Annotated in this window: 23 protein-coding genes; 7 read left to right on the forward strand and 16 right to left on the reverse strand. The window is 71.4% G+C overall.

The genetic code is table 11. The annotated features are described in order from the left end of the window. Positions 1–15: 15 nt before the first annotated feature. The 3 genes from rocD to E0500_RS37725 all read right to left on the reverse strand — a co-directional run bounded on the left by rocD (position 16) and on the right by E0500_RS37725 (position 2,744). Positions 16–1,287 carry an ornithine--oxo-acid transaminase gene (gene rocD, locus E0500_RS37715; RefSeq protein ID WP_131561885.1) on the reverse strand — a complete coding sequence of 424 codons (1,272 nt, stop codon included), beginning with the start codon at positions 1,285–1,287 and terminating at the stop codon, positions 16–18. After that, a complete protein-coding gene (ddaH, locus tag E0500_RS37720; protein ID WP_131561887.1) occupies positions 1,284–2,105 on the reverse strand; it encodes a dimethylargininase in 822 nt (273 codons plus the stop codon). The genes rocD and ddaH overlap by 4 nt, the downstream gene beginning before the upstream one ends. Before the next feature lie 147 nt (positions 2,106–2,252). After that, positions 2,253–2,744 (reverse strand): Lrp/AsnC family transcriptional regulator, encoded by a 492-nt coding sequence (locus E0500_RS37725; RefSeq protein WP_131561889.1) that lies wholly within the window; start codon positions 2,742–2,744, stop codon positions 2,253–2,255. A 78-nt stretch (positions 2,745–2,822) separates the two neighbouring features. Between E0500_RS37725 and E0500_RS37730 the strand changes: the two genes are divergently transcribed. Genes E0500_RS37730 through E0500_RS37745 form a run of 4 tightly spaced genes read left to right on the forward strand, consistent with a single transcriptional unit; the run spans position 2,823 to position 6,958 of the window. Further along, the gene (locus E0500_RS37730) at positions 2,823–3,578 is read left to right on the forward strand and encodes a LytTR family DNA-binding domain-containing protein (protein WP_131561891.1); all 756 of its coding nucleotides are present in this window, start codon (positions 2,823–2,825) and stop codon (positions 3,576–3,578) included. Between the two features lie 13 nt (positions 3,579–3,591). Then, positions 3,592–3,951 carry a hypothetical protein gene (locus tag E0500_RS37735; RefSeq protein ID WP_131561892.1) on the forward strand — a complete coding sequence of 120 codons (360 nt, stop codon included), beginning with the start codon at positions 3,592–3,594 and terminating at the stop codon, positions 3,949–3,951. Between the two features lie 9 nt (positions 3,952–3,960). Next, positions 3,961–5,739 (forward strand): cation acetate symporter, encoded by a 1,779-nt coding sequence (locus tag E0500_RS37740; RefSeq protein WP_131561894.1) that lies wholly within the window; start codon positions 3,961–3,963, stop codon positions 5,737–5,739. A gap of 43 nt (positions 5,740–5,782) precedes the next feature. Then, positions 5,783–6,958 (forward strand): sensor histidine kinase, encoded by a 1,176-nt coding sequence (locus E0500_RS37745; RefSeq protein ID WP_131561951.1) that lies wholly within the window; start codon positions 5,783–5,785, stop codon positions 6,956–6,958. 31 nt (positions 6,959–6,989) lie between these two features. On the opposite strand, the gene E0500_RS37750 is transcribed toward E0500_RS37745, so the two are convergent. From E0500_RS37750 to E0500_RS37780, 7 genes are all read right to left on the reverse strand, one after another. Beyond that, positions 6,990–7,148, reverse strand: a complete 159-nt coding sequence (locus tag E0500_RS37750; protein ID WP_131561896.1) for a hypothetical protein — start codon at positions 7,146–7,148, stop codon at positions 6,990–6,992. Positions 7,149–7,161: 13 nt separating this feature from the next. After that, entirely contained in the window at positions 7,162–8,940 is a 1,779-nt protein-coding gene (locus E0500_RS37755; protein WP_131561898.1) for a serine/threonine-protein kinase, read from the reverse strand. Positions 8,941–9,055: 115 nt separating this feature from the next. Continuing rightward, positions 9,056–10,531, reverse strand: a complete 1,476-nt coding sequence (locus E0500_RS37760) for a PASTA domain-containing protein (protein ID WP_258573756.1) — start codon at positions 10,529–10,531, stop codon at positions 9,056–9,058. Positions 10,532–10,686: 155 nt separating this feature from the next. After that, complete coding sequence (locus E0500_RS37765) at positions 10,687–11,631, reverse strand: cytochrome c oxidase assembly protein (RefSeq protein WP_131561902.1); 945 nt, start codon at positions 11,629–11,631, stop codon at positions 10,687–10,689. Positions 11,632–11,862: 231 nt separating this feature from the next. Next, on the reverse strand, positions 11,863–12,888 hold the full coding sequence (locus E0500_RS37770; RefSeq protein WP_131561904.1) for a 6-phosphofructokinase: 1,026 nt from the start codon (positions 12,886–12,888) through the stop codon (positions 11,863–11,865). Positions 12,889–13,110: 222 nt separating this feature from the next. After that, complete coding sequence (locus tag E0500_RS37775; RefSeq protein ID WP_131561906.1) at positions 13,111–13,839, reverse strand: type 1 glutamine amidotransferase; 729 nt, start codon at positions 13,837–13,839, stop codon at positions 13,111–13,113. A 38-nt stretch (positions 13,840–13,877) separates the two neighbouring features. Further along, complete coding sequence (locus E0500_RS37780) at positions 13,878–15,116, reverse strand: MurT ligase domain-containing protein (protein ID WP_131561908.1); 1,239 nt, start codon at positions 15,114–15,116, stop codon at positions 13,878–13,880. A 147-nt stretch (positions 15,117–15,263) separates the two neighbouring features. Between E0500_RS37780 and def the strand changes: the two genes are divergently transcribed. Next, the gene (gene def / locus E0500_RS37785; RefSeq protein WP_131561910.1) at positions 15,264–15,803 is read left to right on the forward strand and encodes a peptide deformylase; all 540 of its coding nucleotides are present in this window, start codon (positions 15,264–15,266) and stop codon (positions 15,801–15,803) included. Positions 15,804–15,948: 145 nt separating this feature from the next. Here def and E0500_RS37790 read toward each other — a convergent pair whose 3' ends face one another. Then, on the reverse strand, positions 15,949–16,590 hold the full coding sequence (locus tag E0500_RS37790; RefSeq protein WP_131561912.1) for a TetR family transcriptional regulator: 642 nt from the start codon (positions 16,588–16,590) through the stop codon (positions 15,949–15,951). A gap of 169 nt (positions 16,591–16,759) precedes the next feature. On the opposite strand from E0500_RS37790, the gene E0500_RS37795 reads away from it, so the two are divergent. Together E0500_RS37795 and E0500_RS37800 are read left to right on the forward strand one after the other, a co-directional pair. Beyond that, complete coding sequence (locus E0500_RS37795) at positions 16,760–17,986, forward strand: acyl-CoA dehydrogenase family protein (RefSeq protein ID WP_131561914.1); 1,227 nt, start codon at positions 16,760–16,762, stop codon at positions 17,984–17,986. Between the two features lie 189 nt (positions 17,987–18,175). Beyond that, positions 18,176–18,847, forward strand: a complete 672-nt coding sequence (locus E0500_RS37800) for a transcriptional regulator (protein ID WP_131561915.1) — start codon at positions 18,176–18,178, stop codon at positions 18,845–18,847. Positions 18,848–18,866: 19 nt separating this feature from the next. Here E0500_RS37800 and E0500_RS37805 read toward each other — a convergent pair whose 3' ends face one another. The 5 genes from E0500_RS37805 to E0500_RS37825 form a co-directional block, all read right to left on the reverse strand. Next, complete coding sequence (locus E0500_RS37805; RefSeq protein ID WP_131561917.1) at positions 18,867–19,103, reverse strand: DUF6213 family protein; 237 nt, start codon at positions 19,101–19,103, stop codon at positions 18,867–18,869. A gap of 25 nt (positions 19,104–19,128) precedes the next feature. Next, positions 19,129–20,514, reverse strand: coding sequence for an NADP-dependent succinic semialdehyde dehydrogenase (locus E0500_RS37810; protein ID WP_131561919.1), 1,386 nt, complete (start codon positions 20,512–20,514; stop codon positions 19,129–19,131). Positions 20,515–20,585: 71 nt separating this feature from the next. Continuing rightward, positions 20,586–21,062: an NUDIX domain-containing protein gene (locus E0500_RS37815; RefSeq protein WP_131561921.1), complete on the reverse strand. Its 477-nt coding sequence runs from the start codon at positions 21,060–21,062 to the stop codon at positions 20,586–20,588. After that, on the reverse strand, positions 21,059–22,597 hold the full coding sequence (locus E0500_RS37820) for an ATP-dependent DNA ligase (RefSeq protein WP_131561923.1): 1,539 nt from the start codon (positions 22,595–22,597) through the stop codon (positions 21,059–21,061). The genes E0500_RS37815 and E0500_RS37820 overlap by 4 nt, the downstream gene beginning before the upstream one ends. A 29-nt stretch (positions 22,598–22,626) precedes the next feature. After that, entirely contained in the window at positions 22,627–23,580 is a 954-nt protein-coding gene (locus tag E0500_RS37825; RefSeq protein WP_131561925.1) for an NAD(P)/FAD-dependent oxidoreductase, read from the reverse strand. Between the last annotated feature and the right edge of the window lie 72 nt (positions 23,581–23,652).

The raw sequence follows: 23,652 nt of genomic DNA on the forward strand, positions 1-23,652 counted from the left end.
CCGTCACCCCGGCTCTCACGCCCCGTGCGCCAGCACCTTCTCCAGGGCACCCAGAGCCGAGCGCAGTTCCCCGGCGGTGATGGTGAGCGGCGGGGCGAGGCGGATCGTCGAGCCGTGGGTGTCCTTGACGAGGACTCCCTCGGCCATCAGGCGCTCGCTGATGCCGCGGCCCGTGCCGAACACCGGGTCGATGTCGACGCCCGCCCAGAGCCCGCGCGCCCGGAACCCGAGGACGCCCCTGCCCAGCAGAGCCGTCAGGCCGTCGGTCAGGACCGTGCCCAGTTCGGTCGCCCGGCGCTGGAACTCACCCGTCCCCAGCAGTTCGACGACCGCGGACCCGACCGCCGCGGCGAGCGGGTTGCCGCCGAACGTCGACCCGTGCTCGCCCGGACGGAGGACCCCGAGGACGTCCCGGCGCCCGACCACGGCCGACACGGGCACGATGCCGCCGCCCAGCGCCTTGCCGAGCAGCACGAGGTCGGGCAGAACCCCCTCGTGCTCGACGGCCAGGGTGCGGCCGGTGCGGCCCAGGCCCGACTGGATCTCGTCCGCGATGAACAGGCAGCCGGTGCGGCGGGTCAGCTCGCGGACTCCGGCGAGATAGCCCTGATCCGGGATGATCACGCCCGCCTCGCCCTGGATGGGCTCGATCAGCACGGCCGCGGTCGTCTCGTCGACGGCGGCCTCCAGCGCGGCCAGGTCGTTGTACGGGACCACGCGGAAGCCCGGCGTGAACGGGCCGAAGCCCGTACGGGCCGTCGGGTCCGTCGAGAAGCTGACGATCGTCGTCGTACGGCCGTGGAAGTTGTCGGCCGCCACGACGATCGTCGCCCGGTCGTCGGGGACGCCCTTCACGTCGTACGCCCACTTCCGGGCCACCTTCACGGCGCTCTCCACGGCCTCGGCGCCCGTGTTCATCGGCAGCACCATGTCCAGGCCCGTCAGCGCGGCCACGCCCTCGGCGAACTCGGCGAGCCGGTCGTTGTGGAAGGCGCGCGAGGTGAGGGTCAGCCGGTCGAGCTGGCGGTGGGCGGCCTCGATCAGCGCGGGGTGGCGGTGGCCGAAGTTCAGCGCCGAGTAACCCGCCAGCATGTCCAGGTAGCGGCGGCCCTCGACGTCCTCGACCCAGGTGCCCTCGGCACGGGCGACCACCACGGGCAGCGGGTGGTAGTTGTGCGCGAGGACCGGCTCCTCGGCGCGGATCAGCTCGGCGGACGAACGGCGAGCGGGATCGGAGGACTGCACAGGGGAGTCGGCGGAGGACTGCGTACGGACGGGAGCGTTCATGAGCGGATCTCCTGAGTGCAGCACTTGATGCCGCCGCCGGCCTTGTGGAACTCCGACAGGTCGACGGGGACGGGAACGTAGCCCTGACGCGCGAGCTGGTCGGCCAGCTCCTTGGCGCGCGGGGCGATGAAGACGTGACGGCCGTCGGACACCGAGTTCAGCCCGAACGCCATCGCGTCCTGACGGGTGGCGAGAACCGCGTCCGGGTACAGCCGGGCCAGCACCTTGCGGCTGCCCGGCGAGAACGCCTCCGGGTAGTAGGCGATGTTTGCTTCGTACCCCTCGTCGAGGACGAAAAGCGCGGTGTCCAGGTGGTAGAAGTACGGGTCCACCAACTGCAGGCTGATCACGGGGACACCGAAGAACTCCTGCGCCTCGTGGTGCGCCTCGCGAGTCGTACGGAAGCCGGTGCCGGCCAGGACCCAGCGGCCCGCCGGGACCAGGTCGCCCTCGCCCTCGCACACCGAGCCCGCCCGGGACAGGTCGTGGCCCGCGGCCCGGAACCAGGTCTCGTACGCGGTGGACTCCGGGCGCCGCTCGGGCGCGTGGAAGAGGGAGCCGAACACACGGCCCTCGAGGACGAGCGCGGAGTTCGCCGCGAACACCATGTCCGGGAGGTCCGCTACGGGCTCCACGGTGTCCACGGTGTGGCCGTGATCGCGGTAGGCGCGGATCAGCTCCGCCCACTGGCCGCGGGCGAGATCGATGTCGACGGGTTTGTCGGGGTGCATCCAGGGATTGATCGCATACTGCACGGCGAAGTGTCTGGGTTCGCAGACGAGGAAGCGCCGCCGGCGCGGCACACGGCTCTCGGGCACAGAGGGGTTCCTCCGCTTCCTGCGGTGTGGTGGGAGAGTGATACCAAGGTAGGAAGCGGCGGAGACGACCGACAAGTGCCGAAGATTGCGTGTTCACGCAGGAACACTGCGTTCTGAACGGGAACAACGCAGGACTGGTGCGTTTATTCACATGCCTTCCGGTGCCGGCTGGCTGGCGCCCGCTTCCGGGCTTTCCGGGAGGAGGTGGGACAGCACCATGTAGCTGATCGTCTTCCGGATGAACGGCTCGATCCGGATCCGCTCCAGCACCTCCTCGAAGTGCTCGACGTCCCGCGCCCGCACATGCAGCAACGCGTCCGCGCCACCCGTCACCGTCATGGCGGCCACGATCTCCGGGTGGTTGCGCACGACCTCGGCCAGTCGCCGGGGCGGGGCCGCGCCCTCGCAGTACACCTCCACGTACGCCTCCGTGCGCCACCCCAGCGCCGACGGCTTCACCGTGGCCGAGAACCCGGTGATCACCCCGGTCTCCCGCAACCGGTCCACGCGCCGCTTGACCGCCGTCGCCGACAGACCGATCGCCGCACCGATCTCGGCGAAGCTGGTCCTGGCGTTCGCCATGAGGGCGGTGATGATCTTCCTGTCGAGCTCGTCGAACGGCGCAGGCCTGCTGTTCATGGTCGGAACCCTATCCAGCCGGGACATCCACGCCCGGCACATGTCCTGGGGTACGAATTACTCCTACACTCCACGTTCATGCTGCGCGTGCTCGCCGTCGATGACGAGAACCCGTCCCTTGAGGAACTGCTCTACCTGCTCAGGGCCGACCCCCGGGTCAGCAGTGCCGAGGGCGCGAGCGACGCCACCGAGGCGCTGCGCCGCATCAACCGGGCGCTGGAGTCCGGCCCCGACGGCCCCGAGGCGATCGACGTCGTCTTCCTCGACATCCACATGCCCGGCCTCGACGGGCTCGACATGGCCCGCCTGCTCACCGGCTTCGCCCGCCCACCGCTCGTCGTCTTCGTCACCGCGCACGAGGGCTTCGCCGTCCAGGCCTTCGACCTCAAGGCCGTCGACTACGTGCTCAAGCCCGTCCGCCGGGAACGGCTCGCCGAAGCCGTCCGCCGCGCCGCCGAACTCCTCGACGCCGCCCCGCCGATACCCGTACACGAACCCGACCCGGACCACATACCCGTCGAACTCGGCGGCGTGACCCGCTTCGTGGCCGTCGACGAGATCACCCACGTCGAGGCCCAGGGCGACTACGCCCGGCTGCACACCGCCCAGGCCAGCCACCTCGTGCGCATCCCGCTCTCCACACTGGAGGAACGCTGGCGGGCCCGCGGTTTCGTCCGCATCCACCGACGCCACCTCGTCGCCCTCCGCCACGTCGGTGAACTCCGCCTCGACGCGGGCACCGTGAGCGTCCTCGTCGGCGAGGTCGAACTCCAGGTCAGCCGCCGCCACGCCCGCGAGCTGCGCGACCTGCTGATGCGCCGGACCACGGGCTGAGGAGGCCTTCCCGATGCCCCAGGACCCCACCGAACGCCGCGTCGTCGTCACCGGAGTGCCCCGCCGTACCCGCCGCACCTCCGGCTACTACCGGCCCCGCACCGAGATCGACGAACAGACCACCCTCGGCCACACCTACGTCCGCTCCCTCATGCGCAGCCAACTCCGCACCGCGCTGACGGTGTTCACGGTGCTGGTGCTGCTCGTCGGGCCGCTGCCGCTGGTGTTCCTGGCGATGCCCGACAGCGCCGGCCTCGAATGGGTCGTCCTCGGCTTCGGCATCTACCCGCCGCTCGTCCTCCTCGCCCGCTGGCACGTACGCCGTGCCGAGCGCAACGAGCGGGACTTCGTACGGCTCGTCGAGGACCGCTGAGGGCCGGCCGTGAACGAGAACTACGCGGTCCCCGCAGTCGCCCTCGTCGTCGTGGCGACCGTCCTCGTCGGCGCGTTCGGCCTGCGCATATCCCGGACGACCTCCGACTTCTACGTCGCCTCCCGCACCGTCGGCCCCCGCCTCAACGCGGCCGCGATCAGCGGCGAGTACCTGTCCGCGGCCTCCTTCCTCGGCATCGCGGGCCTCGTCCTGGTCCAGGGCCCCGACATGCTCTGGTACCCGGTCGGCTACACGGCGGGCTACCTCGTGCTGCTGCTGTTCGTCGCGGCCCCGCTGCGCCGCTCCGGCGCGTACACCCTGCCGGACTTCGCCGAGGCCCGGCTCGCCTCACCGGCTGTACGGCGGCTTGCGGGGGCCTTCGTCGTCGGCGTCGGCTGGCTGTACCTGCTGCCCCAACTCCAGGGCGCCGGGCTGACGTTGGCCGTACTCACCGATGCGCCCGACTGGCTCGGCGGAGTGATCGTCGCAGTCGTCGTGGTCGCGACCGTCGCCGCCGGAGGCATGCGCAGCATCACCTTCGTGCAGGCCTTCCAGTACTGGCTCAAACTCACCGCGCTGCTCGTCCCCGCCCTCTTCCTCGTCCTCGCCTGGCAGGGCGACGGCGCCCCGCGCCACGCCTTCGACGAACCCGCCACGTTCCGCGAGCAGCGAGTCGTCCGCATCGACGACAGCCTCGACCTCAAGCTCGACCGCCCGCTCGACGTCACCGCCACCGGCACGATCGACGGCCGCCGCTACGAGGACCGGCGCGTCGCCCTCTCCGCCGGCACCCACCGCGTCGAGCGCGGCACCCGGCTGACCTTCACCGAAGGCGACGCCGTCCCCGTGGCCGACCGCGGCAGCAACGGCGGCATGTCGACCTCGCTCGCCGCGGGCCGCGAGGAACGCCCGCTGTACGCCACCTACGGACTGATCCTCGCCACCTTCCTCGGCACCATGGGACTGCCCCACGTCGTCGTCCGCTTCTACACCAGCCCGCACGGCGTCGCCGCCCGCCGCACCACCGTCGTCGTCCTCGGTCTGATCGGCGCCTTCTACCTCCTGCCGCCCGTCTACGGCGCCCTGGGCCGCCTGTACGCCCCCGAACTCACCCTCACCGGCGACGCCGACGCGGCCGTACTGCTCCTGCCCGACCGCATGATCGGCGGGCTCGGCGGGGACCTGCTGGGCGCGCTGGTGGCCGGCGGGGCGTTCGCGGCGTTCCTGTCCACCGCGTCCGGGCTGACCATGGCCGTGGCGGGCGTGCTCACCCAGGACGTGCTGCCCTCGCGCGGGGTGCGGCACTTCCGGTTCGCCACGGGGCTCGCGATGGTGGTGCCGCTCGCGGCCAGCGCGCTGGCGGGCGGCCTGCCGGTGGCCGACGCGGTGGGCCTCGCCTTCGCCGTGTCCGCCTCGTCCTTCTGCCCGTTGCTCGTGCTCGGCATCTGGTGGCACCGGCTCACCCCGCCCGGCGCGGCCGCCGGGATGCTGGTCGGCGGCGGCTCGGCGCTCGTCGCGGTCGCGGCCACCATGGCGGGCTACCCCCGCGGCGGGCCCCTGCACGCACTGCTGGCCTGGCCCGCGCTCTGGTCCGTGCCGCTCGGGTTCCTGACGATGGTGCTGGTGTCGCTGGCCACGCCCGGGAAGGTCCCGGCCGGGACGCCGGCGATACTGGCGCGTTTCCATCTGCCGGAGGCGCTCGCCGGTGGCCAGGCGCACGGCGCGGCCACGGAGATCGAGGCGGGCGCCGACTCGTGGAGGAGGGTGAGAACACGTGGGAACGGGTGAGCTCACCGGATTCCTCGCCGGCCTGTGCGTGGCGGTGCTTCCGATGCTGGCCGCCGGGTTCTGGCTCGGCCGCCGCACCGCCCGGCAGCGCAGCCTCGGCGGGCTCGGCACACCCGTCGAGCACGCCACGTTCGAGACCCTGCACACCGCCTCGCTCGCGGCGCCCCCGCTGCGCGCCGGACTCACCGAGGAGACGGCCCGCAAGTCCGCCCGCCGGCTGCGCACCCTGCTCGGCACGGACGCGCTCTGCCTCACCGACGACGAGACGGTCCTCGCCTGGGACGGCGTGGGCGAGCACCACCGCGCCGAGATCACGGAACGGCTCGGCGGCCCCCTGGAGACCGGGCGCGGCGAGGCGTTCCGCCTGAAGTGCGACGAGCCCGACTGCCCGCTGCGCTGGGCCGTCGTCGCGCCCCTCACCGTCGACGACCGCGTCCACGGCGCCCTCGTCGCCTGCGCACCCGGCGAGTCCGCCGTCCTCGTCCGCGCGGCGGGGGAGGTCGCCCGCTGGGTCTCCGTCCAGCTCGAACTGGCCGATCTCGACCGCTCCCGCACCCGCCTGATCGAGGCCGAGATCAAGGCACTGCGCGCCCAGATCTCCCCGCACTTCATCTTCAACTCGCTCGCGGTGATCGCCTCGTTCGTCCGCACCGACCCCGAGCGCGCCCGTGAACTCCTCCTGGAATTCGCCGACTTCACCCGCTACTCGTTCCGCAGGCACGGCGAGTTCACCACTCTCGCGGACGAACTCCACGCCATCGACCACTATTTGGCGCTCGTCCGGGCCCGCTTCGGCGAGCGCCTCTCGGTCACCCTCCAGATAGCCCCCGAAGTCCTCCCGGTCGCCCTGCCCTTCCTCTGCCTCCAACCCCTCGTGGAGAACGCCGTCAAGCACGGCCTGGAGGGCAAGGCCGTGACTGCCGGGGGCAAGAGTCACATCAGCATCACCGCCCAGGACGCGGGCGCCGAGGCGCTGGTCGTCATCGAGGACGACGGCGTCGGCATGGACCCCGCACTCCTGCGCCGCATCCTCGCCGGGGAGGGCAGCCCCTCCGGCGGCATCGGCCTGTGCAACGTCGACGAGCGGCTCCGCCAGGTGTACGGCGACGACCACGGCCTCGTCATCGAGACCGCGGTGGGCGCGGGCATGAAGATCACCGCCCGGCTGCCGAAGTACCAGCCGGGCGTGCACTCGGGAGGACGGCTGCCCCGGGAGTGATGCGCGGGTGCGCGGACCGGGTGCCGCGGGATCAGGTCGTGTGCGAGGCCACCATGGCGAGCGTGATCAGGCCGAGGACGACCCAGCCGAACCACAGCCAGCCATTGGAGCCGAGGGCCACCGTGTAGGCCGTCACCACGACGAGCCCACCCATGGTGAGCACCCCCATCGTCTTCGTAGAACCGGGCATCGCGACACCCTCCTCAGACTTGGTCTCCCTCCATGGTGCCCCCGTTCTGCGGCCTGACAGTGCATACGACGTAATGCGAGGTCGTTTTCCAGGCACTTTTGCTGGCCCAGAAGGCGCTCTCGTGACTGCCGGGGTCGTATCCGTAGTCCTGGGGAGGCAGGCTCTCCTCGCAGACCTCCTGCGCCTCGCCGTCCCGGGCCTGCTGGAACGTCGTGTCAGGGCTCAGCCGGGCGAAGCCGAGCACGCGTTCCCCATGGGGCCCGTCGCACGGGCGCAGCCGGGCGGAGTGGTCCGACACCCGGTCGAGACAGTCCTGTTTCTGCAGGGTGGCCGTGTCCGGGATCCGCATGCCCATCTCACGGTGCCGCCCGAGCGGGCCGAACACCGGCCCGGTGGTGCCCAGCAGCAGACAGGCGACCCGGCCTCCCGCGGCGTCGAAGCCGTCGCCGGTCGGGATGACGGCGTACGTGCGGACGGCCGCGAGCTTCTCGCGGGTCTCCTCGGTGCGTTGCTCGCACTGGGTGCCGCCGGTCGTCCTGGCCTCGTCCGCGGACCCGGCCTCGTACACCGTCATGACCTGTCCGTCCGTGGTGTTGCCGAGGCACCGTACGACGGTGAGCCGTGGTGTGCCGGTGAACGGCGCGTCCGGCCAGACGGCCTGGACGCAGTCGCCGTCCTTGAGCGGCCGGGCCAGCCCCACGGCCCTGCCGTACGGCTGCCCGTCGCCCGTGCCGGGCAGGTTCGCCAGGGCGTACCAGGCGCCCCCGCCGGCGAGGACGAACCCCAGCAGACCGGCCAGCAGCCCGAGGAGGAGGCGGGGGCGCCTGCGGCGGCGCCGGCCCCGGCTCTGTGCGGCCTGATCGGGCGTCCCGCTCGCCCAGGGTGGCTCCGAGCCCGGGTCGAGCCGGGGACGCGGAGGCGACTGGGGTGTGAGGATCGCGGCGAGCGCGGCCTCGGTCCGAGCCGCCGTGATCCGGTGGACGGGATCCTTGGCCAGCATGGCGGCCAGCACCGGCTCCAGCGCACCGGCCCGCAGCGGTGGACGTGGCTCCTCCAGTACGACGGCGGTGAGCGTCGCGAGGCCGGTGTCGCGCTCGAAGGGGGCGTAGCCCTCGACGCCGTAGTAGAGCGTGCAGCCCAGCGAGAACAGGTCCGCCGCGGCGGTGGGCGGCCCGCCCTGGGTCCGCTCGGGTGCCAGGTATCCGGCGGTGCCGACGATGACGTGCGTGCGCGTGTACCGGGTCTCGTCGCCGTCGGGCTGCACCGAGATGCCGTAGTCGGTCAGCAGGACGCGTGCGTACGGCGAACCGGTGCGGTCCGGCGCCAGCAGGATGTTCGCCGGTTTCACGTCCCGGTGCATGACGCCCCGCTCGTGCCCGGCGGTCAGCGCGTCGAGCACCGCGAGGCCGATGCGGGCGCACTCGGCGGGAGCGAGGGGGCCGCGCCGGCTGACCAGGGCGCGCAGGTCGAGCGCGCCCGCCACGTACTCCATGACGATCCAGGGCAGGCCCTCGTGCTCCAGCACGTCGTGCACGGTCACCACGTGCGGGTGGCCGCGCAGCCCGGCGGCGTGCCGGGCCTCGGCGCGGGCGCGGGCCACGCGGGCCGTACGGTCCTGCGCGGCCTCGCCCGGATCGCGGAACACGATCTCCTTGAGCGCGACCTCGCAGTCCAGCTGCTGGTCATGAGCCAGCCAGACGTGGCCCATGCCGCCGCTGCCGAGCTGGTTCAGCAGGAGGTACCGGCCGGCGATGACCCGGCCGACCCCGGACTGCGATGTTCCAGATGCCATGCGCTCGCTCCCCCCGGTGCGCTGTCCGGACTACGCCGCCTTCTGGGCGAGCCCGCTTACGGCCGGACCTCCGGACGACGTAGGTGCGCTCGGCACCGGGTCATCGGATCCCGGCTCACCCGTGGGCATCGCGGACGTCGGGTCTTCGGCGGAGGGCGCGGGGAGGAGGGCTCGGGCGGGGACGGGGTGGGGGCGGAGGGGGCGGGGAGCCGGCGCCTCCATTGGCGTCGCCTCCGTCGGTGGTCCCGCCATTGGCCGTACTGCCCTTGGTGGTGCCTCCGTCGGTCGTGCCCCCGCCGGTGGTGCCTCCGTCGGTCGTGCCCCCGCTGGTGGTGCCTCCGTCGGTCGTGCCCCCGTCACTCGTGCCTCCCTCGGTGGCCCCGCCATTGGCTGTGCCGCCATCGGCCGTGCCCCCGTCCGTCGCCCTTCCGTCCGCGCTCCCGCTCTTCGTCGCGTCGCCCTCCGGCGCGCCCCCGTCCGTCGCGCCCTCATCAGTTGCGCCGCCGTCCGCCGCGCCCTTGTCCGTCGTACCCTCGCCCGTCGTGCCGCCCGAAGTCGCCGTGGGCGAGTCGGTGCTGTTCCCTTCCGGTGGTGCCTTCTCAGCCGGCGGCGTGGTGGACACGCCGGTCGTCTCCCGGTCCACGCTCAGGGCCACCGGGGCCCCGAACCGCAGTTCCGTCCCCGGTCCGGGTTCGGAGCCGGACACCCGGGCGTCGCCGGGCGGCGCCCCGGCCCCGGAGAACGTCGCCGCGAGGCCCCGCCCCACCAGCAGCTGGACGGCCGCGTCGACCGTCATCCCGGTCACGTCCGGCACCGCCTGCCGCTTGGCCGCGTCGAACGGTTTGTCGTCCTCGCCGGCGCTGCCGACCGCGCGGCTGATGCCCCGGTCCGGCTCCCGCACGTCGACGAGAGCGATCCGCTTCAGCGGCTGTGGCGCGGCCTTGACGCTGACGAGTGCGGACGGGTCGTAGCCGTCCCACTTCTTGCTGCCGTCCGTGAACTCGACCGAGATGTTCTCGGGATCCTTGTCGAAGGGCCGCAACGGATTTCCGCACGAGCACTTCACGGCGGGCAGGCCGTCCCGGTCCACCAATACCGCGATGCCGGCCTCCAGCAACGCGTCGAATGCGACTGCCCTGCCCTTTTTGTAGTCATGGTTCCGTACGAGGGTGTCGTGACGCAGCAGGACGGGTGTGAGCGTGTCGAGATATTCCTCGATCTCCAAGGGGTCAATCTTCACGACCCGGGCCCATTCCCGGGACTTTTTGACGTTCTTGGGATCGGTGAGAAATTTCTTGAGCAGGGCGATGTCGCACACCGTCGCCTTCGTCGTACCCCCGTACAGCCCCGGCGTATTGCCCTGCTGCAGGCCACCGACCGCTTCCTGCGCCGCGATCTCGGCGTCGTCGCCCAGCCCGCTGTCCTCATCGAAAAATGGTGCGAGCGACGGCAGTCCGACAGCGACGGCCTTCACCACGAACGCGGGTGGCTTCGCGTCGCACCCGCCGACGACGAGAACACCCACCAGTAGCACGGCGATCCTTCGGGCCGACGATTTCCCGGCCCTTCCCAGACACGTGCGTATTGTCATGACCGCTCCCCCCAGCGGTTCCCCCGTACCCTGCAGAACGGAGGCAGGGCATCGCGCATCATGCTACTGAAAGGCAATGCCTTTCAGTCAAGGAGAATTCAGAAGAGGAGTGAGTGACCGAAAGGAGAAACGAGACGCCGGACGGGAAACGGGACTCAGCGACCGCGTGCGTTGAGTGAGGCCAGATAGGCGTTGTAGGCCTCCAGCTCCTTGTCTCCGTCGCGGTCGGCGGCGCGGTCCGCGCGCTTGGCCTGCCGCTGCTCGGAGCCGTACCACTGGTAGAGCAGCGCGATGAGCACGAGCACGGAGGGAATCTCGCTGAACGCCCAGGCGATGCCGCCCGCCGCGTTCTGGTCGGCGAGCGCGTCGATGCCGAGCGAGGACGGCGGGTTCCGGTACGTCTCGACCATCGGCTCCGACGCCATCATCAGCGCGATGCCGAAGAACGCGTGGAACGGCATGCCCGCGAAGAGCTCCAGCATCCGCATCAGATAGCCGGGGCGGTGCGGACCGGGGTCGACGCCCATGATCGGCCAGAAGAACACCAGGCCGACCGCGAGGAAGTGCACCATCATCGCGATGTGCCCCGGCCTGGAGCCCATCAGGAAGTCGAACAGCGGCGTGAAGTACAGCGCGTACAGGCTGGCGATGAAGAGGGGGATGGTGAACGCGGGGTGCGTCACGATCCGCAGATAGCGGCTGTGCAGCAGCATCAGCAGCACCTCGCGCGGCCCTTTGCGCCCCTTTCCCGCGACCGGTAGCGCCCTCAAGGCCAGCGTGATCGGCGCGCCGAGCAACAGCAGGATCGGCGCCAGCATGCTGATCACCATGTGCTGCACCATGTGCACGCTGAACATGACCATCCCGTAGTCGTTCAGCCCGGTGCACGTCACCAGCAGCACGAGCAGCACCCCGAAGACGAACGCGACCGTCCGCCCCACGGGCCACTTGTCCCCGCGCCGCACCAGCCGGGCGACCCCCCATCCGTACAGTCCCAGCGCCACGAGGCAGCCGACGAGGAAGAACGGGTCCGCCGACCATCCGAGTCCCCGCCCCAGCGTGAAGGGCAGGAGATCCATGCCGTGCCCGCTGTGATCCATCCGCCTGCTCCTGGTTCGTGGGGGTTGAGCGCCGTCTGTCCGCACCAGACTAGAACCGCCCCCGGCGGCGTCGGCCACCGGGGGCGGTTCTTTCAACGCGCCGGGCTGCGCTCCTGAAAGGGGCGCGGGACTGTGTCCATATGCGGCTTCGCCGCGTGGGCGCGAGCAACCACAACGGACCCGCAGCCGGACTCACACACGCACCCCAACGGCGCTACCGAGCCCACACCCTCACAGCACGCACTCCGCCTCCGCGTACCTCTCCTCCGGCACCGTCTTCAACGTCTCCACGGCCTCGGCCAGCGGCACCAGCACGATGTCGGTACCCCGCAACGCGGTCATCCGCCCGAACTCCCCCCGGTGCACGGCCTCCACCGCATGCCACCCGAAGCGGGTGGCCAGCACCCGGTCGTACGCCGTCGGAGTACCCCCGCGCTGGACGTGCCCGAGGATCACCGGCCGTGCCTCCTTGCCGAGGCGCTGCTCCAGCTCGACCGAGAGCTGCCGGGCGATCCCGGCGAACCGCTCGTGGCCGTAGATGTCCTTGCCGCCCTCGTCGAACTCCATGGAGCCCGCCTTGGGCTTGGCCCCCTCGGCAGCCACGACAATCGCGAACCGCTTGCCCGCCGAGAACCGCTCGGCGACCCTCGCGGTCAACTCCTCGATGTCGAAGGGCCGTTCGGGGACGACGATGGCGTGGGCGCCGGCCGCCATGCCGGAGTGGAGCGCGATCCAGCCGGTGTGGCGGCCCATGACCTCCACGATGAGGACACGCTGGTGGGACTCGGCGGTGGTCTTCAGCCGGTCCAGGGCCTCGGTGGCCACGCCCACAGCCGTGTCGAAGCCGAAGGTGACGTCCGTGACGGCGATGTCGTTGTCGATGGTCTTCGGCACGCCGACGATCGGCAGGCCGTTGTCGGACAGCAGGCGGGCGGCCTTGAGGGTGCCCTCGCCGCCGATCGGGATGATCGCGTCGAGACCGAGTTCCTCGACATGGCCCTTGGCCCGCTCCACCCCGTCACGCAGGTGTTCGGGACGGACCCGGGAGGAACCGAGGATCGTGCCGCCGCGAGCGAGGATGCCGCTCACCGCGTCGAGGTCGAGCTTGAGGTAGTCGCACTCCAGGAGGCCCTTCCAGCCGTCCCGGAAGCCGATGACCTCGTCGCCGTGGTCGACGACGGCACGGTGCACGACGGACCGGATGACGGCGTTCAGTCCGGGGCAGTCGCCGCCCGACGTGAGGACACCAATGCGCATAGCCCGAAACACCTTCTCCACGTGGGCCGGGAACCGGACCACCCTGTCCGGCAGGATCGCGGCCACCCTACCGGCGGGAGGGGGCAGGCCCGTACGGGGAGTCCGCCTGCTGGACGCCCCCGCACACCTGAGCGGTGACCTTGTCAGACGGGCCGTCGCACGGGCCCCGAGAAGGCCGGAAAACCGCTCCCCGGATCCCTGCCCCCTGGGGCCTCAGCCGTCTCAGGCGGGCTGCTGGGCGGACGCGATGCGCTCGTCGCGCAGGGCCTCGTACCAGCGGTCGTCGGTCGGCGGCAGCGCGTTCACGTCGAGCGCCAGCTTCAGCAGCAGGTCCGCGATCTGCGGGTTGCGGGCGAGTACGGGACCGTGCATGTACGTGCCGAAGACCGTGTCGTTGTACGCGCCCTCTGTGCCGTCCCCGGTGCCGTTGCCCTTGCCGATGCGCGTCTGTGCGAACGGGCGGGCGGTGGGGCCGAGGTGCGTGACGCCCTGGTGGTTCTCGAAGCCGGTCAGCGGCGGCAGGCCGAGGCGCGGGTCGATGTCGGCGAGCACGTCACCGACGCACCGCTCGCCCTCGCCGCGCGTCGAGGTCACGTCGAGCAGGCCGAGGCCGGGCTCGCGCTGCCCGAGGTCGTTGATGAACTCGTGGCCGAGGATCTGGTAGCCCGCGCACACGGAGAAGACGATCGCCCCGTTCTGCACGGCCTGGTACAGGTGGCCGTCGCGCCGCAGCCGCTCGGCCGCGAGCCGCTGCGGACGGTCCTCGCCGCCGCCGATCAGGTAGATGTCACCCGAGGTCGGGATCGGCTGGTCGCTGCGCACGTCGAGCCGCGCCACGTCGAGCCCGCGCTGGCGGGCCCGGCGCTCCACTACGAGGACGTTGCCCTGGTCGCCGTACGTGCTGAGCAGGTCCGGGTAGACCCAGACGACCCGCAGGCTGTTGTCGCTCATGAAGTCAGTGCCCCTCTGAGTCGTTCGTGGTCGGGTGCTCAGTTGCCGACGCGGCGGCGCAGGTCCTGGAACGCGGTGTAGTTCGCGATGACCTCGATGCGGCCCGGTGGGCACATCTGCACGGCCTGGTCGACGTTCTCGCAGACCTGGAAGTGCTGGTTCGCCACCTCCAGACGCACCGCGAGGTCCAGCTTCCGGTCGCCGACCACGAAGATCGGGTGCCCGGTCAGACGCGTGTAGTCGACGTCCCACAGCCAGGAGGTGTCGGTGCCGTCGGCCCCGCGTGCGTTCACCGAGAGGATCACCGGGGACGGCGGCGGGTCGATCAGCGAGAACGTCTCCAGCCAGCCCGCCGGGTTCTTGGCGAGCAGCAGCCGCAGATCGCGCTGCATGAACTGCACGACGTCGTACCGCCCCGCCACCGCCTGCACCTGGTACATGCGCTCCAGAGCGACCTGCGGCGGCACACCGAAGACGGCGGCGACGGCGGCCGAGGAGGCCGCGTTGGCCTTGTTGGCACGGCCCGGCAGCTGGAGGTGGATCGGCCAGGCGGAGCCGTGCGGGTCCAGGACGTGTTCGCCGGACAGCGCCCAGCTCGGCGTGGGCCGACGGAAGCCGCACTCGGCGCAGTACCAGTCGTCGCCGGGGCGCTGCATCACACCGCCGCAGGACGGGCAGGACCAGGCGTCGTCCTTCCACATCTGTCCGGCGGCGACCCAGATCACATTGGGGGAGGAGGACGCGGCCCACACCACCAGCGGGTCGTCGCAGTTGGCGACGACGACCGCCTTCGACCCGGCCAGTCCCTCACGCCAGTTCTCCGCGAGCATGCGGGTCTCGGCGGCGCGGTCGAGCTGGTCGCGGGAGAGGTTCAGCAGCGCGATGCACTTCGGGGCCGTGTCGCGCGCCACTCCCGCGAGATACTTCTCGTCCACCTCGATGACGCCGTATCGGGCGTCGGAGCTGCCGGCCAGGGCCGAGGTGATGCCCGCGGGCATGTTGGCGCCGAGCGCGTTCGACACGACCGGGCCCGCGGCGCGCAGCGCCTCCGCGATCAGACGGGTGGTCGTGGTCTTGCCGTTGGTCGCCGAGACGAGGATCACGTCCAGGTTCTGGGCGAGCCGGGCGAGGAGGTCGGGGTCGAGTTTGAGCGCCACCCGGCCGCCGATCACCGAACCGCTGCCGCGCCCTGCCGCGCGCGACGCCGCCGCGACCGCCTTGCCCGCGGTCACGGCGATCTTGGCCCGCGGCGTGAGCGGGTCCGAGTTGCCTGCCATCAAATCTCGATCCTCCTTGCGAGCACGCCTCGCCTGAGCCTCTCGGCACCATGGTGTGGACCTCAGCCTATCGAGATCCACTCACACGCCCGAATCGTGGCACCACCGCGGCGCTCGCGCGACAGGGAGGACCGTACCCTTGCGGCCATGCGAAACGGCTCTATCCCCGGCGCCCGAGGGCGTGTACGGCCCATGACCCTGCTCGGGGACCCCGTTCTGCACGCACCGTGTGAAGAAGTCACGGATTTCGGACCCGAACTGGCAAGTCTTGTGGAGGACATGTTCGCCACGATGTACGCGGCCCAAGGTGTGGGCCTGGCGGCGAATCAGGTGGGCGAGCGGTCGCGGGTGTTCGTGTACGACTGCCCGGACGACGAGGAGGTGCGGCATGTCGGCCACGTGGTCAATCCACGGCTCGTCGAAGCGAGCGGGATTGTGCTGCGCGGGCCCGAGGGGTGTCTGTCGCTGCCCGGGCTGGAGGCGGGGACCGAGAGGTACGACGAGGCCGTGGTCGAGGGTTTCACCGTGGACGGTGATCCGGTGCGGGTGCGGGGCACCGGCTTCTTCGCGCGGTGCCTGCAGCATGAGTGCGATCACCTGGAGGGCCGGGTGTACATGGACCGGCTCACGGGGTGGCGGAGGTGGAGGGCGGTACGGCAGGCCGCGCGGGCGCCCTGGGGGCGCTGACGCGTTGGCGGGCGCGAATCCGTTGCGACTGATCGCGCCCACGCGGCGGCAGCCGACCACAGAACACGGCCCCGCGCTCCCGGAAGGCCGCGCGGTTCCCCGCTCCCGTGGCGAACGCATGGTTCCCCGCAGGGTTGATCGGAGATCAGAACCCGGGCCCGCCGACCTTGTCCCCCGCCGCGGCCAGGCGGCCCCAGAGCAGGTCCGCCAGGCTGCGTACCAACTCGGCCCGTGTGCAGGGGCGTTCGCCCAGCCACCAGTCGCCGGCCGCGTGCATCATGCCGACGATGCCGTGGCCCCACACCCGCGCGAGCTGCTCGCCCGCCGGGCCGAGGTCGAGCCGGTCCCCGATGACCTGGGCGAGTTCCTCGCCCATGCGGCGCAGCAGAGGAGCGGAGTGCTTGCCCACGTCGAAGCCCTCGGTCTGCTGGCTGCCCTCCGACGGATGCATCAGAAAGCGGTACACCTGCGGACGTGCCTCGATCGCGGCCAGGTAGGTGTCGAGTGTCTGCTCGACCCTTTCACGGCGCTCCGCCGGGGCGTCCAGTGCCGCCCGCAGCGAATCGAGGAGCGCGTCCGTGTGGCGCTTGGCGAGGGCGGCGTAGAGCCCTCCCTTGTCGCCGAAGTGCCGGTACAGGATCGGCTTGGTGATGCCCGCCTCGGCGGCGATGGCGTTCATGGAGGCCCCGGGGCCGTCGCGGAGCACCACTCTGTCGGCGGCCTCGAGGAGCTCGCGCCGGCGGCGGTCGGCGGACCGTGCCTGATCCGTCCGCTGTGTGGTGTCCATGTGCTCTCCCCACCCGTTCCGATTCGGTGACGCTTGCGCAAACTAGCACTCATGGGCGTGTGCAGATCGAACGGGCTGACGAGCCCGCTGTGGGCGTTGACTTTTCCTACCGGCCAGTAACAGGCTAGTGTTACCGCAGGTAACACCTTATTGGAGTGCAGGAGGGATCATGGCCGAGTTCACCATGGAGCTCAATGAGGAACAGAAGGAGGTCCGCGACTGGCTCCACGGGTTCGCCGCCGATGTGATCCGCCCCGCGGCCGCCGAATGGGACGAGCGCGAGGAGACTCCGTGGCCGGTCATCCAGGAGGCCGCCAAGGTCGGCATCTACTCCCTGGACTTCTACGCCCAGCAGTACTTCGACCCCACGGGCCTCGGCATCCCCATGGCCATGGAGGAGCTGTTCTGGGGTGACGCCGGTATCGCCCTGTCCATCGTCGGCACCGGCCTCGCCGCCGTGGGTGTCCTCGCCAACGGCACCGAGGAGCAGATCGGCACCTGGATCCCCCAGATGTACGGCGACGCGGGCGACGTCAAGGTCGCCGCGTTCTGTTCCTCGGAGCCCGACGCCGGCTCAGACGTCGCCTCCATGCGCACGCGTGCCGTGTACGACGAGGCCAAGGACGAGTGGGTGATCAACGGCACAAAGACCTGGGCGACCAACGGCGGCATAGCCAACGTCCACGTCGTCGTCGCGGTCGTCGACCCCGAGCTCGGCTCAAAGGGCCACGCCTCCTTCATCATCCCGCCGAACACGCCGGGCCTGTCCCAGGGGCAGAAGTTCAGGAAGCACGGCATCCGCGCCTCCCACACCGCCGAGGTGGTCCTGGAGGACGTCCGCGTCCCCGGCTCCTGCCTCCTCGGCGGCAAGGAGAGGCTCGACGAGCGGCTCGCCCGCGCCCGCGAGAAGGCCAAGGCGGGCAGCGAGCGTGTGAAGAACGCCGCGATGGCCACGTTCGAGGCGTCCCGCCCTGCCGTGGGCGCGATGGCCGTGGGCACGGCCCGTGCCGCGTACGAGGTCGCCCTCGACTACGCCATGACCCGTGAGCAGTTCGGGCGGCCGATCATCGACAACCAGGGCGTCGCGTTCCAGCTCGCGGACATGCGGACCTCCGTCGACGCGGCCCGGCTGCTGGTGTGGCGGGCCTCCTGGATGGCGGTCAACGGGAAGCCGTTCACCGCGGCCGAGGGCTCGATGTCGAAGCTGTTCGCCAGCGAGACGGCGAAGAAGGTGACCGCGCGGGCGATCCAGATCCTGGGCGGGAACGGGTACACGCGCGAGTACCCGGTGGAGCGGATGCACCGGGACGCGGCGATCTACACCATCTTCGAGGGCACGAGCGAGATTCAGCGGCTGGTGATCGCTCGCACGCTGTCCGGAATGCCGATCCGGTAGCGCCGTCGGGGTGCATCCCCTGCGCCGGCCGCGAGTCCGTTGCGGTCGGCGGTGGGGACGCACTCACGATCAGCACTCACCATCACCCGACTGCGTGAGGATCTCCCGCCCGACTACTCCGGACCGGGCAACCGTGTCAGGGTCGAAGAGCAGTGAGACGGACCCGCGGCAGCCACGAGGGAGTGCGCGATGACGCTGACGGCCAGGGAGCTTCTGGACACCACCACCGGAAGACTCGCCCCGGATCCGGGCACCAACCGGCTGCTGCCGCTGATCGCCCGCGGCGCGGCAGGACGCGACACGCTCGCCGCGCTGGCCCTCGAACAACGCCATGTGATCGCCGCGGACCGGCGCTCGTTCCGTCATCTGGCCGAACGGTCGGCCGCCGAGGAGCCCGCGAGCGCGCCCTTCTTCGAGATGCTCGCCGAGGGTGAGGAACTGGCGGCGCAGCGGCTGGGGACGTTCGCCGGAGCGTGCGGCGTGGACGAGGCGCGGGCCATGGAGTACGAGCCGCTGCCGGGCTGCCAGGCCTATCCCTCGTACGTGGCCCGGCTGGCGCTGGACGGCACACCGGCCGATGTCGTGCTCGCGCTGAGCGCCAACTTCTCGGCGTGGGGCGGCTACTGCGCGACGATCGCGGACGCCCTGCGACGCCACTACGGCTTCAGCGACGAGGCCTGCGGTTTCTTCGACTTCTTCGCCGAGCCCGCACCGGAGCTGGACCAGAGGGCCCGGGAGGCAGTGCAGGCGGGGCTGGAGGCGGGACGCATCGACGAGGACCTGGTGCACCGCTACGGCCGTCTGCTCCAGAGCTACGAGACGATGTTCTGGCACACGCTGTGGGAGCTGGAGCAGCGCTGAGCGAGGTCCGTTCGGTGTCCTAGCCGGCCGGGCCGCTGCTGTGCGCGATGCAGGCCACATCGATGCGGTCGGCCAGCTTGGCGAGCTCGATCGTGAGGGTCGCCACCGTCTCCTCGTCGAGCCCGTCCTCACCGGCCTCCACCAGGTGCAGCCACCGGCCGCCCACCGTGCGCAGCAGCTTGCTGACGTCGGCGGCCGCCACCTGCAACGTGCCGCGGTTGTCGACGATCAGAGGCAGAGTCACTTCGCGGTTCACAAAGGGGATCGTAACCGTGGAGCGCTCATGCCCCGTGCCACACGGTGGTGATGTTGCAGAACTCGCGTATCCCGTGACCCGACAGCTCACGCCCGTACCCGGACCGCTTGGCACCGCCGAACGGGAATGCCGGGTGGGACGCCGTCATCCCGTTGACGTACACGCTGCCCGCCTCCAGGTCCCGGACGAACCGGTCGACCTCGGTCCCGTCACGCGTCCACACGTTCGAGCTCAGTCCGAAGGGCGAGTCGTTCGCGACCGCGACCGCTTCGTCCAGGTCGGTGACCCGGTACAGCGTGGCGACCGGACCGAAGGCCTCCTCGTGGTGGATGCGCATCCCGGGGGTCACGTCGGTGAGGACCGTGGGCGGGTAGTACCAGCCGGGTCCCTCCGTGCGCACGCCGCCGCACAGGACCGTGGCGCCGCTCTCCACCGCGTCGACGACCAGCTCCTCCAGGTCGCGGCGGCCCTGCTTGCCGGCGAGCGGCCCGACGTCGGTCTCCTCCTCCATGGGGTCGCCCACCTTCAGCGCCTTCATGCCGGCGGTGAAGCGCTCTGCGAACGCGTCGAACACGTCCGTGTGCACGATGAACCGCTTGGCGGCGATGCACGACTGCCCGGTGTTCTGGACGCGTGCGATCACCGCGATCCTCGCGGCCCGGTCGATGTCCGCCGACGGCATCACGATGTAAGGGTCGCTGCCGCCCAGCTCCAGGACCGTCTTCTTCACCTCGTCCCCGGCGGTCGAGGCCACCGAGCGGCCCGCCGGCTCGCTGCCGGTGAGCGTGGCGGCCCTGACCCGAGGGTCGCGCAGGACGCGCTCCACGGCGCCGGAGCCGATGAGCAGCGTCTGGAAGCAGCCCTCGGGGAAGCCCGCCCGGTGGAACAGGTCCTCCAGGTACAGCGCGGTCCCCGGCACGTTCGAGGCGTGCTTGAGCAGGCCCACGTTGCCCGCCATCAGCGCGGGCGCGGCGAACCGGATCACCTGCCAGAGCGGGAAGTTCCACGGCATCACCGCGAGCACCGGGCCGAGCGGCCGGTAGCGCACCAGGACGCGCAGGGCGCCGGAGTCCTTCACATCGGACTCGTCGGGTTCCTCGTCGGCGAGCAGCTCCGCGGCGTGGTCGGCGTACCAGCGCATCGCCTTCGCGCACTTGGCGGCCTCGGCACGGGCCTGCCTGACCGGCTTGCCCATCTCCGTCGTCATCACGCGGGCCACGCTCTCCGTGTCCTCGTCGAGGAGACCGGCGGCCCGGCGCAGCAGGCGGGCGCGCTCGTCGAAGGAGCTGGTCCGGTACGTTCGGAACGTGCTCTCGGCGGTCGCGAGCCTGCGCTCGATCTCCTCCTCGCTCAGGGCGTCGTAGTTCTTGATCGTTTCACCGTTCGCCGGGTTCACCGTCGCGATGGGCATGGCCGGCCTCCTGAGGACGGACGGACTGTGTCCCGGCCTTCCCACGCGGTGACGGGGCACGCCACGCGGGTTCAGTCCGGGCTGTCCGAGTGCTCAGCCAGCCGGTCCAGAAACACCGCCTGCGCCTTGACGATCACCTCGCGCGCCCGGTCGAGGCCGAGCCACTCCACACGGTCCAGCTCGGGGAACTCCTGGGCCCGTCCCGACTTCGGCGGCCACTCCATGCGGAACGTCCCCGGCACCACGGCCGCCGGATCGAGGTCGGCCTCGACCGCCCAGGCGGTGACGACCTTGCCGCCGGTCTGCCGCACCTCGCCCAGCGGCACGGCCTCCCCGTCCGGCGGCGGAAGGCCCAGCTCCTCCTGGAACTCGCGGCGGGCCGCGTCCCAGGCCGGCTCACCGGACTCGTACTCGCCCTTCGGCACCGTCCACGCCCCGGCGTTCCGCCGCGCGAAGAACGGGCCGCCCATGTGGCCGAGCAGCACTTCCAGACCACCTGCCGCGCGCCGGTACAGCAGCAGGCCCGCGCTGCGCTTCGCCGTCGTCACCGGGTCACCTCCGGGTGCGCGGCGAGCAGCGCCTCGACCGTGTCGGACTCGGCGGGGGACTTGTCCTCCCGGTAGCGCACGACGCGGGCGAAGCGGAGCGTGACGCCGGCCGGGTAGCGGGTGGAGCGTTGCAGACCGTCGTACGCGATCTCCACGACGAGCTCGGGGCGCACGGTGACGACCCAGCCGTTGTCCTCGACGGCCAGCTCCTTCAGCCGTCCGGTCTGCCAGGTGAGCATCGCGTCGGTCATGCCCTTGAACGTCTTGCCCAGCATCGCGAAGGAGCCGTCCGGGGTGCGGGCGCCCAGGTGCAGGTTGGAGAGCTTGCCCGTGCGGCGGCCGTGGCCCCACTCGGCGGCCAGGACCACCAGGTCGAGGGTGTGCACCGGCTTCACCTTCAGCCAGGACGCGCCGCGCCGGCCCGCACTGTAGGGGGCGTCGAGGGCCTTGAGCACGACGCCCTCGTGCCCGCGCCGCAGCGTCTCGGCGAGGAACTCCTCGGCGGTGCCGAGGTCGTCGGGGCCGTGCGCGAGTGTGCGCCGCACCCGCATCGGCTCGGGCACCAGCCGGGCCAGCTCCGCGTGCCGCTCGGCGAACGGCAGGTCGAGCAGGTCCCGGCCGTCGACGGAGAGCGCGTCGAAGAAGACCGGCGAGACGGGCACCTCCCGGGCCGCCGTCGCCACGTCCGTCCGGGAGCCCACCCGCCCGGCGGTCTCCTGGAAGGACCGCGGCCGACCGGTCTCGTCCAGCGCGATGACCTCCCCGTCGAGGATGAACCGCGCGCCCCTCAGCTCCAGGGCGGCGGCGGTGAGTTCGGGGAGCCGGTCGGTGATGTCGTCGAGGGTGCGGGTGTAGAGCCGCACGGCGTCGCCGTCGCGGTGGACCTGGACGCGGATGCCGTCCAGCTTCTCCTCGACCGCGCAGGCACCGAGCTTCTCGACGCCCTCCGCCACCGAGGACGCGGTGTGCGCCAGCATCGGCAGGACCGGACGGCCGACGGTGAGCCGGAACCGGTCCAGGGCGGGCGGGCCGTCCGCGAGCAGCGCCTCGGCCACCGCCTGGAGCGATCCCGCGAGCATCACGGCCCGGCGTACGTCGGCCGCGGGCGCCCCCGTCGCCGCCGCGAGCCCCTCGACGGCCACCGCGTCGAGGGCGCCCTGCCGGACCTCACCGGTGAGGAGCCCGAACAGGAACCGCTGCTCGTCGTCGGTGGCCGCGGCCAGCAACTCGCCGACCAGACGTCTGCGTTCGGCCTGTGAGCCGGCGCCGGTGACGGAACCGATCCGCGTCAGGCGGGCATCCACCTCCCGCACGGTCAGCGTGGGTTCCACGGCGGGCGCGACGTGCTGGTCGATGAGCTTCCAGCCGATACCGAGCCGCCCCTGAGGCAGGCGGCCCGCCAGATACGGGATGACGATCGGAACATCGTCCGCCTCCGCGTCCCGGAACAGCTCGGCGAGCAGGGTCGTCTTCCGGGAGCGCGCCGAGCTGGCGGCGATCTCCCGGGACACACGGGCGAGCCGGGCGAACAGCATGCAGCCATGGTGCAACGCGGGCGGCCGCACTACACCCGGACGGCCGCCTCGATGTCCTCCATGACCAGCTCGTTGTTGATCGTGGCCGCCGCCTTGTAGCCGTCCCCGGCCGCGTGCACGACCTGCTGGGTCATGAGCGTCGCGTTGCCCACCGCCCACACGCCCGGCACCGTCGTGCGTCCCGTCTCGTCGACCTCCGGGGCCATGCCGAACGGGGTCTCCTTCGTTTCCGCGCCCAGCCGATCCAGCAGCGCCGTCCGCGGTACGAAGCGGGGCGCGACGAAGACGGCCGACCGCGCGTGGACGGTGCCGTCCGCGAGCCGTACCCCCGTCAGCCGGTCGTCCTCGACGACGATCTCCGCGACCTCGCCGGGCACGACGTGCACACCGGCGGCCGCAAGCCTGCGCAGGTCCTCGTCCGAGATGTCCGCCTCGTCCGTGGTGTGCGGGAACAGGGTCACGTCCTTCGACCACTGGGTGACCAGCAGCGCCTGGTGGACGCTCATGGGTGAGGTGACGATCACGCCGAAGGGAAGGTCGCGGACCTCCCAGCCGTGGCAGTACGGGCAGTGCAGCACATCCCGCCCGAAGCGCTCGGCGACTCCGCGGACGGGCGGCAGCTCGTCGGCCAGTCCCGTGGCGACGATCAGCCGCCGGGCGCGCACGGTCCGGCCGCTCGCCAGCTCCACGGCGAAACCATCGGGGTTCTCACCGCGCGTCACGTCCAGCGCCACGTCGTGGACCAGCTCGACGCCGTACGACGTCACCTCCTCGCGTCCCGCCGCGAGGAACTCCGTCGGCGGCATGCCGTCCCGCGACAGATAGCCCTGCATGTGCGCGGCGGGCGCGTTGCGCGGCTCGCCGGCGTCGACCACGAGCGTCCGGCGCCGGGCCCGGCCCAGGACCAGCGCGGCGGACAGTCCGGCCGCGCCACCGCCGATGACGATCACTTCGTACGTCTCGGTCCCGTACATCTCGGTCATGGTGACCACCTCCGCTCCAGACAGTCGTCCGAGTACCCCCGTGTTGACAAACGTGTTTGCCGAAACTGCAAT

The sequence above is a fragment of the Streptomyces sp. KM273126 genome, assembly GCF_004337435.2.
Classification (GTDB): Bacteria; Actinomycetota; Actinomycetes; order Streptomycetales; family Streptomycetaceae; genus Streptomyces; species Streptomyces acidicola.